At 48.3% G+C, this 17,437-nt stretch carries 16 protein-coding genes; 8 read left to right on the top strand and 8 right to left on the bottom strand.

All coding sequences use genetic code 11. The annotated features are described in order from the left end of the window. Positions 1–3: 3 nt before the first annotated feature. A complete protein-coding gene (locus P8P30_02770) occupies positions 4–456 on the top strand; it encodes a DNA polymerase III subunit chi (protein ID MDG1286469.1) in 453 nt (150 codons plus the stop codon). On the opposite strand, the gene P8P30_02765 is transcribed toward P8P30_02770, so the two are convergent. From P8P30_02765 to P8P30_02755, 3 genes are all read right to left on the bottom strand, one after another. After that, the gene (locus P8P30_02765; GenBank protein ID MDG1286468.1) at positions 457–1,380 is read right to left on the bottom strand and encodes a hypothetical protein; all 924 of its coding nucleotides are present in this window, start codon (positions 1,378–1,380) and stop codon (positions 457–459) included. 41 nt (positions 1,381–1,421) lie between these two features. Next, positions 1,422–1,877, bottom strand: coding sequence for a hypothetical protein (locus P8P30_02760; protein ID MDG1286467.1), 456 nt, complete (start codon positions 1,875–1,877; stop codon positions 1,422–1,424). Positions 1,878–2,011: 134 nt separating this feature from the next. Further along, positions 2,012–3,496, bottom strand: a complete 1,485-nt coding sequence (locus P8P30_02755; GenBank protein MDG1286466.1) for a YifB family Mg chelatase-like AAA ATPase — start codon at positions 3,494–3,496, stop codon at positions 2,012–2,014. A gap of 155 nt (positions 3,497–3,651) precedes the next feature. Between P8P30_02755 and P8P30_02750 the strand changes: the two genes are divergently transcribed. The 3 genes from P8P30_02750 to proB all read left to right on the top strand — a co-directional run bounded on the left by P8P30_02750 (position 3,652) and on the right by proB (position 7,729). Further along, positions 3,652–5,451, top strand: a complete 1,800-nt coding sequence (locus P8P30_02750; protein MDG1286465.1) for an ATP-binding protein — start codon at positions 3,652–3,654, stop codon at positions 5,449–5,451. A gap of 61 nt (positions 5,452–5,512) precedes the next feature. Next, a complete protein-coding gene (obgE, locus tag P8P30_02745; protein ID MDG1286464.1) occupies positions 5,513–6,523 on the top strand; it encodes a GTPase ObgE in 1,011 nt (336 codons plus the stop codon). 117 nt (positions 6,524–6,640) lie between these two features. Further along, positions 6,641–7,729 (top strand): glutamate 5-kinase, encoded by a 1,089-nt coding sequence (gene proB, locus P8P30_02740; GenBank protein ID MDG1286463.1) that lies wholly within the window; start codon positions 6,641–6,643, stop codon positions 7,727–7,729. Here proB and P8P30_02735 read toward each other — a convergent pair. Both P8P30_02735 and clpB read right to left on the bottom strand, forming a co-directional pair. Beyond that, positions 7,726–8,475 carry a hypothetical protein gene (locus tag P8P30_02735; protein ID MDG1286462.1) on the bottom strand — a complete coding sequence of 250 codons (750 nt, stop codon included), beginning with the start codon at positions 8,473–8,475 and terminating at the stop codon, positions 7,726–7,728. The genes proB and P8P30_02735 overlap by 4 nt on opposite strands. A gap of 64 nt (positions 8,476–8,539) precedes the next feature. Then, complete coding sequence (gene clpB / locus P8P30_02730; protein ID MDG1286461.1) at positions 8,540–11,134, bottom strand: ATP-dependent chaperone ClpB; 2,595 nt, start codon at positions 11,132–11,134, stop codon at positions 8,540–8,542. 79 nt (positions 11,135–11,213) lie between these two features. Between clpB and P8P30_02725 the strand changes: the two genes are divergently transcribed. Further along, positions 11,214–12,026 (top strand): DUF3108 domain-containing protein, encoded by an 813-nt coding sequence (locus P8P30_02725; protein MDG1286460.1) that lies wholly within the window; start codon positions 11,214–11,216, stop codon positions 12,024–12,026. 67 nt (positions 12,027–12,093) lie between these two features. Here P8P30_02725 and P8P30_02720 read toward each other — a convergent pair whose 3' ends face one another. Further along, entirely contained in the window at positions 12,094–12,411 is a 318-nt protein-coding gene (locus tag P8P30_02720) for a hypothetical protein (GenBank protein MDG1286459.1), read from the bottom strand. Positions 12,412–12,605: 194 nt separating this feature from the next. On the opposite strand from P8P30_02720, the gene P8P30_02715 reads away from it, so the two are divergent. Together P8P30_02715 and P8P30_02710 are read left to right on the top strand one after the other, a co-directional pair. Further along, positions 12,606–13,340 (top strand): methyltransferase domain-containing protein, encoded by a 735-nt coding sequence (locus P8P30_02715; GenBank protein MDG1286458.1) that lies wholly within the window; start codon positions 12,606–12,608, stop codon positions 13,338–13,340. A gap of 84 nt (positions 13,341–13,424) precedes the next feature. Further along, positions 13,425–14,186, top strand: coding sequence for a hypothetical protein (locus P8P30_02710; protein MDG1286457.1), 762 nt, complete (start codon positions 13,425–13,427; stop codon positions 14,184–14,186). 122 nt (positions 14,187–14,308) lie between these two features. Here P8P30_02710 and P8P30_02705 read toward each other — a convergent pair whose 3' ends face one another. Further along, positions 14,309–15,691 carry a 3-deoxy-7-phosphoheptulonate synthase class II gene (locus P8P30_02705; GenBank protein ID MDG1286456.1) on the bottom strand — a complete coding sequence of 461 codons (1,383 nt, stop codon included), beginning with the start codon at positions 15,689–15,691 and terminating at the stop codon, positions 14,309–14,311. A 46-nt stretch (positions 15,692–15,737) separates the two neighbouring features. Further along, positions 15,738–16,466 carry a hydroxyacylglutathione hydrolase gene (gene gloB, locus P8P30_02700; protein MDG1286455.1) on the bottom strand — a complete coding sequence of 243 codons (729 nt, stop codon included), beginning with the start codon at positions 16,464–16,466 and terminating at the stop codon, positions 15,738–15,740. Between the two features lie 125 nt (positions 16,467–16,591). Here gloB and P8P30_02695 point away from each other — a divergent pair. Next, positions 16,592–17,437, top strand: an 846-nt coding sequence (locus tag P8P30_02695; GenBank protein MDG1286454.1) for a FecR domain-containing protein, incomplete at its 3' end; no start/stop codon positions are given.

Raw genomic sequence — 17,437 nt, 5'->3', positions numbered from 1 at the left:
TTTATGCAGGTTCAATTTTATCATCTTATTAGCACCGGCTTTGAACGGGCGCTTCCTCCTTTGGCGCAAAAAGCACTTCAGGGCGGCTATCGTCTTTGCGTCAAAATGGAAAGCAAAGATGCGATCAAAAAGCTGGATGATTGGCTTTGGTCTTACGATGCCGATAGCTTCTTACCCCACGGGATAGAAGGCAGCGACCATCTGGCCGAACATCCGATCTACCTCACCACACAGTTTGACCGCCCCAATAAAGCCAATATCATTATCACCACCGATGGTAGCTTCTTTGAGCATGAGACAGAAGAAGGGGTCGAGCGCGTTCTTGATTTATTTGACGGCAATGATGAAACCTGCGTGCAGGCCGCGCGCGATAGATGGCGACGCTATAAAGAGGCCGGTGCAGAAATCACCTATTGGCAACAACAAGCGGGCGGCGGCTGGAAGAAAGCAGCTTAGTTACTCCTCAACCTGTCGGCCATAAAAGATATCTTCTAATTCGCTATTGGACGGCGGCGCCAGATCCAGCACTTTCATTTTTGATTTACTCTCTACTTTTGCAGCCACTGCCGGCTTAGGTAGCGTATAATCCAACTTCACAACCATACGATAGATCTTACGATATTTCTGCTGCTTCTCTTGCGCCAGACGATCGTAAGCCGCTTGCATCGCCGCTACTTGCTGCTCGAACTGAAAACGTTCACCGCTATTGGCAAAATATTTACTTCTCACAGAGAACCATAAAAAGCGCTCAAAATCTCCCATCCCAAGCGGCATTGTCGTCTCTGCACGGCGCCCCTCCCCCGTAAAAGGTGCGAAGTCTAATTCCGTGAGTGCAAAGAATGCTTTCTTACGCACCTTAGCTTTATCAATTGTGCGCAACTGGTCGATCAACTGATAAACTTGCGCCCGCGTCGCTTTCTCGAAGCGCTTCACATAGCGGCCAATCTCCGTCGCATATTTATCTTTCGACATGCGCGGTAATAATTTTGCATCCAGTGATTTTTGAATCAGCACGCGACTATCGTCAAGATCATCCGTCGTAGCTTGCAGCTCCAAAACTGAGATCACTGCCGATAAACTACGCCATACAGGCGTCAATTTCAGCGATGCATTCATCGCTTTCTCAAAACTCTCACGCGCTTGCGCTTTTTTGCCTAACTTATGATACGCCTCCCCCAAGAAGCGCCCCTGATTAATGCGTTCGATCGGCTGACTAATCAAATTCATCCGCGTAGAAGCATCTTGTAACAAGGCTTTTGCCCGATCGAGACGGCCATCTTCAATCATCTCCAACGCATCTTGGCGCCAGTTAGCGGTGTAATGCTGGGCCTGTCCCGTAACCGGAACCAATAATGTGAATATCAATAAAATGCGGATCATTAGTAGGAGTCTATCAAGCTGCCGCCCAAAAAGCAAAAAGCCTAAAGCAACCGAGGCGCAGTCGTTTGTTTTTCGCGGATAATGCTAACTCGTAATTGGCGAGTCGATTCACGTAGTTCGGCGATTTCATCCTGTAACTGCTGATGCCTCTCTTGCAGTAGCTCTGCGTAAGCCGCCGGCGCCATCGTTTGAATTTCGATCCGTTGGCGCATTTGAAGCAACCCATCGAAATCACCCGCAGCATAAAGTTTGTCGGCACGTTTTTGCCAAATCTTTGCCAAACCACGATTCGCCTCATCACCACAATAAGCCACACATTGACGATACACGTGCTTTTGCTTTTTATGTTTTACGGCTTTCCAAGACTCACGGCTGGATTCACCCATCATACGAGCAGATTCTTTTTCGCGAGCCATCGCGAAATGCCAAAGATAAGCGTAACTACGACTTACCAACTCTTCCCATAACTCAATCTCAACGGATTGCGGTGATTTCATGATAACGTATCCTTCTGTCTATTTAGAAAAACACAAATCCATTTATGAACAAAACGTAAACGAGCTTCAAACACGGTAAGGTTTTATTTTCTTGCGACAGCGTGACGAGTATGCCGCGCATCATACTTGGGGTTCTATCTTTGTCTGTACGCTAGCGCTTCGCTTAAATGACTCGCTTCAACCGCCTCTGAAGCGGCAAGGTCAGCAATGGTGCGAGCGACACGCAGCACACGGGTCAAACCGCGCATTGTAAGATGGAATTTCTGATTCGCTTCTTCTAACAATGCCTTACAGGCGGTGTTTTGCGTCACTTGTTCAAATAGAACATCACCCGAAACACGAGCATTCACTCGCTTGCCTCGCACCATCTGACGTTTGCGCGCAGCGAGTACTCGCGTGGCCACCTCGGCACTCGTTTGCGCTTTTTGCGCTTCGAACACATCCAGCGGCGGCACTGCCGGCACATCCAGATGTAAATCAATACGGTCAAGCAAAGGCCCTGACAGTTTATTCTGATAATCCGCACCACAACGCGGCGCCTTATTGCAAGCCCGCGCAGCATCTCCCAAATAGCCACACCGGCACGGATTCATCGCCGCAATCAGTTGGAACTCTGCCGGATAGGTCACATGCGCCTGCGCGCGCGCGACCGAAATCCTCCCTTCTTCCAACGGTTGGCGTAACGCCTCTAACACGCCGCGCGGGAATTCCGGCAATTCATCCAAAAACAATACCCCATGATGCGATAGCGATATTTCACCGGGCAGTGCGCGCCTCCCTCCCCCGACCATCGCCGCCATGGAGCTGGAATGATGCGGATCACGGAATGGACGATGCTGCTGCAAACGCCCCTGCTTCAAATTGCCCGCAATACTTTGAATCATACTAGATTGCAGCATTTCTTCTGCCGTCATAGGCGGCAAAATACCAGGCAAACACGCGGCTAACATGGATTTACCTGCACCGGGCGGCCCACACATAAGCAAATTATGTCCACCCGCTGCGGCAATCTCCAATACACGTTTGGCCGTTTCTTGCCCGCGCACCTCGCTTAAATCAACTCTCGCCGTGACAGGCGGCACGCTCTGCGCTTGTGGCGCGCTGAGCACCTGCGTGCCTTTAAAGTGATTGATCAACGCGAGAAGATGCGGTGCCGCTAAAATACCAATATCTCCCGCCCATGCAGCCTCAGCACCATTCGCCGCAGGACAGATCAAACCGCATTCACGTGCACTTGCCCCCATCGCGGCCGGCAACACGCCATTCACTGCCTGCAAGCGCCCATCCAATGCCAATTCGCCCAACACGAAATAACTGCCCAGTGCATCTGACGGCACAACCCCCATTGCCGCCAAAAGCGCGAGAGCAATAGGCAGATCAAAATGACTCCCCTCTTTAATCAAATCGGCAGGAGCCAAATTAATCGTAATTCGCTTAGCAGGCAAACTCAAACCCATCGCTTGAATCGCCGCGCGCACCCGTTCGCGTGATTCTGCCACGGCTTTATCCGGCAGGCCAACGACCGTAAAAGCAGGCAACCCTGCACTCACTTGCACCTGCACTTCCACTGGCACAATCTCTACGCCCTGAAAGGCAACCGTATGACAACGTGAAACCATAAGTTGTTATTACGCTGAAGTATCGGATTTGGACAGTAAAATATTTGAAAAACTTGCCTTCTCTTGCAAATTCGCTAAATAGCAACCAAACCTTAATAAATTAAATGTTTTCTCTTAACGTTTTCGTCACTCTTACAGGTTACATTGATAGGATAATGAGCGCTATTACACGCATACCACGAGTTCGGAACCTGATTTTATTCAGTTCGATCATCATGCTGCTTTTTTGCGGTATTATCACCTATCAGGCGAAAGAGAGCTTTGATGATGCACTTTCTGACAGCCAAAATTACTCACAAAAACTCAACCATATTTTATCAGATCATACAGAACTCACCTTCCTTGCCGCTGATCTGACGCTGCGTCGTGTGGTAGAACGTAACTACTTTAACGATCTATTTGGTGGAAATATCCCAGAAGACTTGATGCATAATATCCGCAAATGGGTCGATGAAACGCCTCAAATTGCTGCCATGTTGGTGCTTGATGAAGCTGGTCGCGGTTTACTGGGCGCACATAAAAAAGGCTATGAGAACTGGATCGACTATAGAACTCTCGATTTTGGAGACGCCAAGTTTTTCCAGAAAATGCGTGGATTAAGCGATCGCTTCTTCTGGATCAGCAAACTTAAAAGACGTGATGATAGCGGCAAAGAGCTTATTATTATCAGTCGCCGTATTAGCAAATTAAATGGTGAATTTGGTGGGTTAGTCATCGCCGCGATTGATCCGATGTATCTCACCGAATTTTTCAAATCGATCCATAATTACGATTACAGCCAAATGCAGATTACTTTGGCGGATGGGACGATCCTGTTAGAGGGCCCCGAACGCGAAAATAGCACCCCATTGCACGAACAAATAAACGCCCAAACTGCGCCCATTAAAGATGGTAACGGAATCCTCCGCGAGAACGGTGATATCCACATCTATTCGCGTAATAAGTTGCGTAACCTACCGCTCACCATAACGATCATGCTCGATGAACGCGACTTCCTCGCCACTTGGTGGGACTTGCGCAGCAAAGATTTCAGCTTCTTGACGATCTTTCTCATCTTTGGTTCCATCCTCTCATTCTTCGCGATCACGATGGCGAAACAAATCACACGCGTTGAGAAATCTGAAGCTTCAGCCGTTCTCGCCAGTCAGGCAAAATCAGAATTTCTTGCTAATATGAGCCACGAGTTGCGCACACCGCTTAACGCGATTATCGGATTCTCTGAGATGTTAAATTCCGGCTATTTCGGCCCGCTAAATCCGAAGCAAAAAGAACGTATCCACGATATTAACCTCTGCGGTAGTCACCTATTACAGCTGATTTCAGATATTCTCGAATTCTCTAAAGGTGAAGCTGGCAAGCTCGATCTCAATGAAGAAAAGATTGATTTGGGCGAAACCGTCAATGAAACGCTGCGTATGATGAATGAAAAAATTCGCAGCAAAGCCATTAATGTGGGCGTTGATATTGAAAAAGACCTTCCACGCGTCTGGGGTGACAAACGTAAGATCCGTCAGATACTGCTGAATTTACTTTCAAATGCCGTAAAATTCACCCCTGAAAATGGCAATGTGAAAATAGCACTTCGCCTCGATAACCAACGCAACATCGCTCTCGTCGTGACCGATACTGGCGTGGGCATTCCAGAAGATAAAATCGCGACAGCACTATCTGTATTCGGCCAAGTGCACCGCGCGCAAAGCCATGAAGGCACCGGCCTTGGCCTTCCTTTATGTAAGATGTTTGCAGAGCTGCATGGCGGCCGCTTGGCCATCGGCAGTACCGAAGGCGAAGGTACCACCATCCGCATCACCCTGCCGCGCCAACGTGTGATCTTTGATGAAGCCGATGCTGAGAACTTTGTCGCACCTAAAAGTGAAATCGAACTTGCTCAAAAAGCGCCAGCACTCTTAAGCAAACGCGGGAAATCTCGTAGCAAAGCCAAAGTAAACGGTTAAAAGCTCAACTTATCCACACTCTTTCCTTGCCTAAAACCCGCACTCCGTGCATGTTGCGGCCATGAAATTCCTAGATGAAGCAAAGATTTACGTTAAAGCCGGTAATGGTGGCGCGGGTGCTGTAAGCTTCCGCCGTGAGAAATACATCCCCTTTGGTGGCCCAGATGGCGGCAATGGCGGACGTGGTGGTGATATTACCCTTGAATGTATCGGCGGCTTAAACACGCTCATCGACTACCGCTACCAACAGCATTTCAAAGCCAAAAATGGAACGGGCGGTATGGGCAAGAACCGTCATGGCGGCGCGGCTCCCCACCTCATCATTAAAGTCCCCCCCGGCACACAAATCCTGAGTGAAGATCGCGATCAAATTTTAGCTGATCTCACCGAAGAAGGCCAAACGATCACCTTACTCGAAGGCGGCAAGGGCGGACGCGGCAATACCAGCTTTAAAACCTCCGTCAACCAAGCCCCACGACAAAAAACAAATGGCGTACCCGGCAACGATATGTGGATCTGGCTACAGCTAAAGCTGATCGCTGATTGCGGGCTAGTCGGCCTCCCCAATGCCGGAAAATCCACCCTTCTCTCTCGCCTCTCGCGCGCTAAGCCGAAGATTGCAGATTACCCTTTCACCACGCTTAAACCGCAACTAGGTGTCGTACGCAAAGATGATCGTGAGTTCGTGATTGCCGATATTCCGGGCCTAATTGAAGGTGCCGCCGATGGTATCGGCCTCGGCCACAAATTCCTCGCCCATGTCGAACGCTGCGGCGTATTGCTGCACATGGTGGATGGAACCTTGGGTGATGAAATTGGTAAAACATACCAAACGATCCGCACCGAACTTGCGTCTTACAGCCCTGTACTGGCGGAAAAACAAGAAATCGTTGTCCTCAATAAAATTGACGCCTTGAGCGAAGAAGACATTGCCGAAGCGAGCGCTGCATTAGAAAAAGCAAGTGGCCGCAAACCCCTCTGCATTTCAGGTGTCTCCGGTGCTGGGTTAGATGATTTAGTTGAACATACGTTCAAAACGCTGCACCCTGTCGAAGATGACGAAGACTATTAGTCAGTTTTATTCACTTCATTCCATGCATGAAGTGGCGCTCACAAACTGCGCATGCTTCGCCAAAAACCTGGCAGGCCAGCCTTGCTGGCATATCCTTAAAATAGGAATGCAATAGAAATGGATTTCACACTTCACAAACGCCTAACTCTTAAGATTGGCTCCTCTCTCTTAGTCGATGGAACGGGCAAATTACGCACGGATTGGATAGAATCCCTTGCTGCCGACATCGCACAGCTCCGTGCTACCGGTACTGAAGTTTTGATCGTCTCCTCCGGCTCCGTTGCTTTGGGTAAATCCATTTTGAGCGAAGACACGAAACAACCTAACCGCAAACAGGCCGCCGCTGCATGTGGTCAGCCGTTACTCATGCATGCATGGCAGGAAGCCTTCAACAAGCACGGATTACACACCGCACAAATATTGCTCACGTTAAACGACACTGAAAGCCGGAGTGCTTATTTAAACGCACGCAATACGATCCGTACTTTGCTTAACCACCAGATAATTCCGATCATTAACGAGAATGATAGCGTCACGACGCACGGAATTCTTTACGGCGATAATGACCGTCTAAGCGCGCGTATCGCCACCATGTGCGATGCGGACTGCTTACTCTTACTTTCCGATGTAGACGGCTTCTATGACGCGAACCCAACGACAGATTCAGATGCCCAATTCATTGCCACCATCGAAGAAATCACTCCCGCCATACAAGCCATGGCAGGCAGTGCCGGCACGATTGGCTCTGGCGGTATGGTCACAAAACTAGATGCAGCAAATATCGCCACAAGAGCGGGGTGCGATACCTTCATCGCTAACGGACAAAAGTCGCACCCACTTTCAAAAATGGAGCATTCCACCCATTTTATTGCCTCAAAAAAACCGCTTTACGCACGGCAACGTTGGATTAGTGGAAGCATTCACCCCTCTGGCACCATCACCATTGACGCCGGCGCAGCCAAAGCATTGGCGGACGGCAGCAGCTTGCTTCATGTGGGTATCATCCGCATTGACGGAAATTTTAATGCCGGTGATGTATTAGAGATTAAAACAGCTTCAGAGCATGTTCTTGCCAAAGGCCTGAGTAACCTTAATGCCGCTATCGCCCGCCAATTAATTGGCAAACGTAGTGATGAGATTTGTGATATTTTAGGGTACGAAGAAGCCGCTGAACTTATCCATCGCGACCATATGGTTCTCAGCTAGTTAGCAAATCCGGGAGCAATCCCAATACCCGCACGGTTAGGCGCAATCACGTCAGGGTTGACATACCCACCGCTGCCGCCGCCGTACCCTCCAGCACCATAGCCCTCTCCACCATAGGATGGAGCATAGCTCTGCTGCGGCGCATACCCATATTCTGGTGCAGGCGACGCAATAGCAGGATAGCCATAATTTTGTTGCGCAGGTGCCCCTTGCGCATAAGGGTTATAGCCACTTTGTGAATTGGTATAACCGTAATTTTGATAAATCCGCTGTTGAACGGAAGGTTGCTGCACCGGGTAGCCTTGCTGCATTGGCTGAGCATAACCGTAAGCTTGTTGTGGCGGATAACCATAAGCTTGCTGCGCCGGATAAGGCTGCTGCTGCTGAATCGCCTGCGGAGCACCACGCTGAATACCATAAGGGGAAGGATCCCACGGATTACCAGATAATTGTGAATTATCATTCGGCCCACCTGGCTGACTATTCGTCTTTTTCGGCGAGGTCACCCCCCATCCTTCATTTTTCATACATTTTGCAAAAGCCTCTAGTAACGACTCATTACGACTTTTTACATTGGAACTGTAAGAAACAATATCCTGCGCCGTATCTTGACACTCATCGCGCGCGACCACATAGCCAGACTGAATTTCTGTTTGATTATGACAAAAGATGATACATCGCCTATTAGTACAACCACTAAGCAGCAATAACGTCGCGACCATTACAAGCATCTGTTTTATCTTCATTCTGTCAGTATACGCTTTTTAAACACCGACAGCAATGGCGTCACGAAATTGTAACAACTGCGCGTTAGGCCACCTTCTTTTCGCCCTTATCGAAGAACAATCCTAAGTCGCTGACATCTACTTTTACAACATCGCCGTCGGCAACTTCACCTTTGAGAATTTGCTCCGCCAATGGGTTTTGCAACTTACGTTGAATTACCCGTTTAAGCGGACGCGCACCGTAAACCGGATCATAGCCTCTATCACCCAACCACTTCTTTGCACCCTCGGTAAGTTGCAGGATAATTCCACGATCATGCAAACGCTTCTGCAACCCTGCTAACTGGATATCAACAATACCGGTCATATGCTCGCGACTGAGGCGCGTAAACATCAAGGTTTCATCCAAACGATTAATAAATTCTGGGCGGAAAGCCGTACGCACCGCATCCATCACTTGATCACGTACTTTATCAGATATGGTATCATCTTTCGCTTCAGCCAGATGCTCTGCACCCAAGTTAGAGGTCAAAATAATCATCGTGTTTTTAAAATCAACGGTGCGGCCTTGACCATCGGTCAAGCGACCATCATCCAGTACTTGCAGCAGGATATTAAATACATCCGGATGCGCCTTCTCGACCTCATCAAACAGAATCACTTGATACGGACGACGACGCACGGCTTCAGTCAACAAGCCTCCCTCGTCATACCCGACATACCCCGGAGGAGCACCGACCAGACGCGATACTGCATGCTTTTCCATATATTCCGACATATCCACGCGTAGCAACGCACTTTCATCATCAAAAATGAACTCAGCCAGCGCTTTGGTGAGTTCGGTTTTCCCTACCCCCGTAGGCCCGAGAAATAAGAACGAACCCAGCGGACGATTCGGATCTTGTAAGCCCGAACGCGAGCGACGCACCGCATCCGAGACCGCGCCAATTGCCTCATCTTGGCCAATCACACGCTTATGCAGCAAGCTTTCCATTTGCAGAAGCTTCTCGCGCTCACCTTCGAGCATTTTCTCGACCGGCACACCGGTTATCCGCGAGATGACCGCCGCGATATCATCGGACGTTACCGCCTCAGTGATTAACGCGCTTTCACTCTGCGCCGATTCGGCTTTTTCCAGTTTCTTCTCTAGTTTTGGAATCATGCTGTAATAAACTTCACTGGCCTTTTCCAACTCACCTGTTTGCTGTAAAATAGTAAATTGCAAACGTGCTTGCTCCAGTAACTCCTTCAATTCCTTACCGGAATCGAGGCGAGACTTCTCGCCCTGCCACCTTTTCGTAAATTCTTCAGACTCTGCAGAAAGCTTTGATATCTCTTCTTCCAACTTTACCAAACGCTTCTTGGAGCCCTCGTCTTTTTCTTTTTTCAGCGCTTCACGTTCGATCTTAAATTGAATGAGTTTACGGTCTAATTCATCTAACTCTTCTGGTTTCGAATCCACTTCCATGCGCAAACGGCTCGCCGCTTCATCCATCAAATCAATTGCCTTATCCGGCAAGAAACGATTCGTGATATAGCGATTTGAAAGCGTCGCAGCTGAAACCAAAGCCGAATCTGCAATGCGCACTCCATGGTGCATTTCGTACTTCTCTTTAAGCCCTCGCAAGATAGAGATCGTATCTTCTACCGTTGGCTCCGAGACATAAACCGATTGGAAACGACGCGCCAGTGCGGCATCTTTTTCAATATATTTGCGATATTCATCCAGTGTCGTCGCACCGATACAATGCAACTCGCCGCGCGCCAAAGCAGGCTTCAACAAGTTCGAAGCATCCATGCTCCCCTCGCCCGCACCTGCGCCGACCAACGTATGCACTTCATCAATAAACAAGATGATTTCACCTTCAGCATGGGTGACTTCCTGTAGCAACGCTTTGAGGCGTTCCTCAAATTCTCCACGATATTTCGCACCGGCAACCAGCGCACCTAAATCAACCACTAACACACGCTTTTCTTTAAGCGTATCCGGCACATCGCCCGCTACAATACGCTGCGCCAAGCCTTCAATGATCGCAGTTTTACCCACACCTGGCTCGCCAATCAGCACCGGATTATTCTTCGTACGGCGAGATAAAACCTGCGTCGTACGACGGATTTCTTCATCACGCCCGATCACCGGGTCGAGCTTACCGTTACGCGCCGCTTCGGTTAAATCACGGGTATATTTCTGTAGAGCCTCGAAATTATCCTCCGCACCGGCACTAGTGGCTGTGCGCCCTTTGCGAACATCTGCAATCGCTTCTTCCAGGCTCGCCAGTGTAATACCCGCTTTTTCCAAAAGCTCAGCCGAGGGCGTATCTTTTGCCAAGGTAATGGCCTGCAACAAACGCTCCGTCGTGACGAAATCATCGTTCGCTTTCTCTGCGAGCTGCTGCGCATCCGCGATCATACGCGCTGTGGCAGGTTCTAGATGTAACTGTCCGGCGCCGGCGCCTTCTACTTTCGGTAATTTATCCAACGCACCCTTAACATCGGATTGTAAGGTCGTTGTGTTACCACCTGCCGCTTCAATCAGTTTAAACGCCGCGCCCTTTTTATCATCCAGCAGCACTTTTAAGATATGCTCGACCGTAAAACGTTGATGACTCTCACGCAACGCAAGCCCCTGCGCCGATTGCAGAAAACCACGACTTCTATCCGTAAACTTCTCAAAATTCATAACTCAAATCTCCCTAATCCATAATGACAGCGGGGTTGCTGATTTTACTTTTTGTTAACTCTATGTTATATAGATGGCCATGAGGGTTATTATTTTCAAGTATCTAAGTCTATTATTATGCATTTTCTGTGCCTTTTCGGCGCAAGCAGATGATTTGCACTTTGAGGGGAACTATGTGTTCTCTTGGAGTGGCATACGCATCGGCAATCTGCATTTGGAAATGGATCAGGATGATTCGGATTACGAAATTGCGAGTAATTTGAAAACTTCCGGCATCGTCGCTATGTTCAGCGACCATAAAAGCTTTACCAAGGTTAAAGGCAAATCGAAGGGTTCGCAGTTTAAGCCGCGCGATTACCGCAGCAACTATTATAGCGGCAAAAAAGATAAAGTGATCGCTCTTAAATATGATGCGAACGGCAAGATCATCAATGAAGAGATCACGCCGCCCAAGCGCGCCAGCCGTCCTGAAGTACCTGAAGACATGAAAATCGGCGCAGCTGACAGTCTCACCGCGATTTTCAGCATGCGCGAAGAAATCAAAACCGCCCTAGCGAAAGGCGAAACCGAAATGACCGTGCCCGTGTTTGATGGCAAGCGCCGCTTTGACCTGCATGCGCGCATCCTCAACCCTAGCACTAGCTTAACGCTCAATGGCGACAAGGTTGCTGCCATTAAACTTGGATTACGTCGGACTCCCGTCGCCGGTTTTAAAGATAAAGAGCTAAAGAAACTCGCCAAAGGTGAGCCTGAGTTAGAATTTTTCGTTGATCAAAAGAACCTAACCCTCCTGGGCTTACAAATGCCGCTTTACGGCGGCACCGTGATGGCATGGGTGAAGAATGCATGTGTCAATGAAGCATGCGACCCTAATCAAATGGCTTCGAAATAATTGCAGGCAAAATAAAAGGTGTAGGAAATCCATCCCCACACCTTCTTATATCATTTTTGACTACGAATCAGACTGCCTTCCAGGTAAACTGGTTATCAGCAGCTTTTCCGTTTGCAACTAAGTCATCATTCACAAAAAATTGTAAACTATCACCGTCTGTGACATCCTCCAACTCTTCGTAAAACCAAGCAGCAGTAAAGCCGACTTCTTCTTTGCGATAGATTTCAGCACCATCTTTCTTGATAGTAACCGTACTGCTTCGAGTTTGCACTTCAGGAACATTTTTCCATTCTCCGTGCTGTGCAATGTAATCATCGTCGAGGCCAATTTGACCTGTGATGTTCAAACCAAATTCGTCTGTGAAAATGGTTCCATCTAAGTTCATGTTAAACTTTTTTGCGGACATAATATTTAAGGTTTTTATGTGTAAAAAAATAACTGTAAAAAAGATTTTTATCAGAGTTCTAAAATAATAACCGCATTATAAGCGAAGCGAAGCGTTAAGTGACAATTGTGTGACAATTCACCCTCCCCTCTCTTCACCATGACAAACGGCACCATATACGCTAGCATCACCTCATGTTCTGGCCAGATGTTACTGAGTTAAAATCATTCTATGATTCGCCTTTAGGGCAAGCCTGTACGCATAGTTTACGGCGTGCCGTTGCGCGCCTATGGCCGGAAGCTAAAGGCGAAACCTTGCTGGGCGTTGGTTATTCTCTTCCTACATTACGGCCCTTTCTTAAATCCGCCGATGTCGTCTGCGCTGCGATGCCTGCCGGACAAGGCGTTATCCATTGGCCTCCAAATCAAGCGAATGTCGCCCTCCTCAGCCACGAACAGGCCCTACCATTTCGTAGCGGTACATTGAATCGCATCATTCTGTTACATGCGCTAGAGCATGCGCAGCCGCTGCCCTCTCTCTTAGCAGAAGCACATCGAACGCTTACCCCTTCGGGCCGAATGCTCGTCATCGTGCCCAATAGACGCAGCTTTTGGGCACGTGCAGAGCATACGCCTTACGCGCAAGGGCAACCTTATAGCCTCCCCCAACTCAAACGACTACTCAACCAACATGGGTTCCAACCGTTGCAATCAACACAGGCGCTTTTCTTTCCTCCGCTGCAATCTCGCACTATTTTGAAATTTTGGCGCATTATCGAGAAGTTTTGGCATCGATTCTTTCCGCATTTTGGGGGTATTTTACTGCTCGAAGTGGAAAAACGTACTGCAGCTCCTGTATCAGGCACCCCCATCAAAGCCTTTGTGAGTGCGCCTAAGACCGCGCCATCATTAAATCGTAAGTCATTGTAATAATTCCTTAATATTTAGACGGTATAGTTAAGTTTCATACCCCGTATGAGTTTGTTAAAAACTATAGGTAAGGATACCTCGAAAATGGCACCTAAAAAGAAATATGCATCGGTAAAAAATCCAACGATTGAAGCGATCATCTCAGAAAATTTCCGTTTCGCAGAGCCTGACCAAGCACAAACCCGCTTGGAAGCACTACGCGAAACTTTCATTACCTCCCGCTTGCCGGAAGATATTGACCCCGACCCCAAAGAATTAAAATTATGGATACGCGGCTACGGCCTTTCCGCAAATATGCGCGAAAAGGGCTATATTGGCAATTATGCGCGTTTTGAAATAAAACGTGCCGAAAAAGGCAAATGGACACTTTCACCGGTACTTCTTAGTATCGACAAAAAATACCATCCGCAACGCCGTCAACCGCCAAGTCGCCACCCTAATTGGGGACATCCGATTATGCGCGATATTAAGAAAAATCGTGTTCACACTGCCGTTGAAACAGCGCAAAATGAGCTGGCACGCCTGCATGAACTATTCCCAGAGGTCTCCATTCCGCTGACAAATAAAATGTATATCATGGTCTATCAAAAGACAGATGATGGCCTACCACCTATCAAGAAATGGGTACTGGAAATCAAGGCAACCGACGATGGTAGCGGCTTCTATATTGATAATTATCCAAATACCTATCAAGCAGATGCACGTGAAAAAGCAGCGGGAGCTAGCGGTGGAACAGAACCCCCTAAAAAGCAAGAGGCCGTCGGTAAATTTACTTCTGCTGCGCTCCTCAAAAGCAGCCGTAAAACCGCGCCACGCATTGAGAAAAAGACTGAGACTGAAGAATAGAAATCACTTCTATCGTGTCTCCTCCTCTTGTCACTCTGTCGAATGACGGGATCGGGGCGTTAAACTGAAAACTCTCATTTTGCTTCCAGCCCCCGCAACAAGTGCAGGGTGACGCGTGTGTATTATTTTCTATCGAGGTATTTTTTCAACTCTTCAGCAATGAGGAACGCGAGTTCTAAACTTTGCGATGCGTTTAGACGCGGATCGCAATGGGTGTGATAACGGCTACCTAAATCAATTTCGGAGATGGCTTGCGCGCCACCAAGACACTCGGTGACATCCTGTCCCGTCATTTCGAAATGCACGCCGCCTGCGTAGGTTCCTTCCGCATGATGTACATCGAAAAATTCACGCACTTCACTCAAAATATCAATAAATTTCCGTGTTTTATAACCATTCGGAGATTTTATCGTATTGCCGTGCATAGGATCACAAGACCACACAACTTTCGCGCCTTCTTCTTTCAAAGCACGCACAAATTGTGGCAAATTATCACCCACATTCCCCGCCCCCATACGAACGATATAGGTCAAACGGCCCGGCTCATTTTCTGGGTTCAAGGTTTCCGTCAAACGTAGCAGATCGTCGCGTGTCATGGTGGGGCCAAGCTTACACGCAATCGGGTTACCGATGCCACGCATATATTCCACATGTGCATGATCGGGCTGGCGAGTGCGGTCTCCAATCCAAAGCATATGAGCGGAGCAGGCAAAATCTTGTCCCGTCGCGCTATGTTTACGCGTCAGGGCTTCTTCATAGCCCAGCAACAAAGCCTCATGTGACGTATAGAAACGCGCCTCATTTAGCTCTTCCATCTGCTCCATATCAAGGCCGCAGGCTTCGATAAATTGAACACACTCATTAATGCGATCGACTAATTTCTGGAACCGCCGACCCTGCGCAGATCCATCAATAAAGTCCATATTCCACTGGCTAATTTGACGAAGCGACGCAAAGCCGCCCGTACCCAACGCCCGCAAGAAATTCAACGTAGAGGTCGATTGATTATAGACTCTAAGCAAACGCTCAGGATCTGGCTCGCGCGAAATCGCCTCAAACTCCATTCCATTCACGGCATCACCACGATAACTTGGAAGTTCAACTCCACCTATGGTTTCCGTGCCCCCCGAACGCGGTTTCGCGAACTGCCCCGCAATTCGCCCGACCTTCACAACCGGACAGCCTGCTCCATACATCAGCGCGACAGTCATTTGCAGTAACACGCGAAAAAAGCTACGTAAATTATCTTGGCTAAACTCTGCAAAACTCTCTGCACAATCGCCGCCTTGTAGCAAGAAAGCACGCCCTTCGCATACTTCAGCCAACTCACGCTTCAGTGAGAGTGCCTCGCCTGGAGAGGTCAGTGGCGGAAAAGAAGTGAGCTGCTGCTCTACCTGCGATAATTTATTCGCATCCGCATATTCCGGTTGTTGTTGGATAGGAGTATCCCGCCAGCTAGCAGGAGTCCAAAGTGTGTTTGAAATTTGAGGTTTTGTCTTTGCCATAAGAGTTCAAGATGTAAGCGAGGCTGCTGCTTTGCGCAAGAGCTTATCACCAACCATTCCGCGCTTCACGCAATTTTGTAAACTCCTCTAGAGTTTTAGCACGTAAAAACGGATTCGTCGCCAATTCTTCGCTCAAAAGTCCAGGCACCGTAGGTTCGCCATTCTCCCTGAACTTTATCACCTTTTCCATACGTTGCTTCAAAGCCTTATTCTCAAGATCCATCGCCAGTGCGAACTCACCATTCTTTTGCGTATATTCATGCGCGCAATGGATAAGCGTTTCGGGTGGAAGCATTTTAATACGCGCTAAACTCTCAAACATTTGCTCATGCGTGCCTTCAAATACCCGACCGCATCCCATTAGAAACAATACGTCTCCACAAAAGAGCCGCTGATGCTGCGGCATAGAGTAAGCGATATGCCCCAATGTATGGCCCGGCAGAAACATTACTTTTAGCTCGACTCCAGCCCATTCGAACACATCCCCCCCCTCCACCTGCACATCCAATGCAGGCAAACGATGCGCATCCAGCCGATGCCCAACCACCTTGGCACCTGTAGCTGCTACCAGTGCCTCCACCCCACCAATATGATCAGGGTGATGGTGGGTTAGCAAAATATGCGTTAAACGCCCGCTAACGGCGGCTATTTCGGTCAAAACTTCATCACTTGTGCCAGGGTCAATGACGGCCATTTCGTCCGTTTTCGGTACGTACAGAAGGGGAATATAGTTATCGTGCAAAATTGGGATAGTTTTGAAGATAATTTCTGGCATTAATTTAATATCCTACTGTTATTAAATGATTATATTAGATACAACCTATGCTATACTTAAACGTATGTTAACCATTTCGCTGTATATTCGTTAATGAAAGTAAATAACTTTAACGGTGAAAAAACATGTCTGATAACACTATTTTTAACACGCCTCTTACTCACTCAACTCCTTCCGAACAAATTGCCCTAGATTGCACCGCCTTACAAGGCCCGTGTGAGCTTCCGCTTGGCAATGAACTGCTTGATGCAAAATTCACTCGCGAGGGGCAAGACCTGCTCGTAACGGCGCCCAGCAAATTAGTTATCGCAGAAAATTATTTCACCCATGAGACGGCTCCCACCCTGATTTCAGACACAGGTAAGAAAATTGAAGGAACTTCAGTCACCGCACTCAGCTCTGCCGAAGCACCTAAAGAATATGCCGGCCCTGTTAGCTCCGAACCTTCGATCGGTGTCGTTGAAAAACTCGCTGGTGTTGTAACCGTCAAACGTGGCGGCGTTGATGTTGAATTGAAACAAGGTGATGCCGTGTTCCAAAATGACGTCATCCAAACCGCTAATAACAGTAAAATCGGCATTACCTTTGAAGATGGCTCGGTTTTCACCTTAGGTTCTGACGCCCGTATGACGCTCGATAGCTTCGTTTATGATGCTGAAACCGGTGACGGCTCTTCATCTATCAATGTACTCAAAGGTATGTTCAAATTCGTGAGTGGTGAAATCGCCGCGAATAACCCAGGCGAAATGCAAGTTGAAACTCCAGTCGCAACAATCGGTATTCGTGGCACCACAGGCGGTGGCTCAGTCCAAGGCGAAGGCCTGGAGAACGAGTTCTTCCTAGAACCGAATGCGGATGGTACCGTCGGTTGGTTTGATGTCATTACCGATCAAGGCACAACCAGCATGAACCAACCTAATACCGTGGTTGAGGTCACAAGCTTCCACGAAGCACCTCCTGCGCCAGAATTT

Source organism: Rickettsiales bacterium, assembly GCA_029252805.1.
Taxonomy (GTDB): Bacteria; Pseudomonadota; Alphaproteobacteria; order Rickettsiales; family JALZUV01; genus JALZUV01.
The sequence above is the reverse complement of the archived record's forward strand: the minus strand, read 5'-3'. Positions and strand labels throughout refer to the sequence as shown.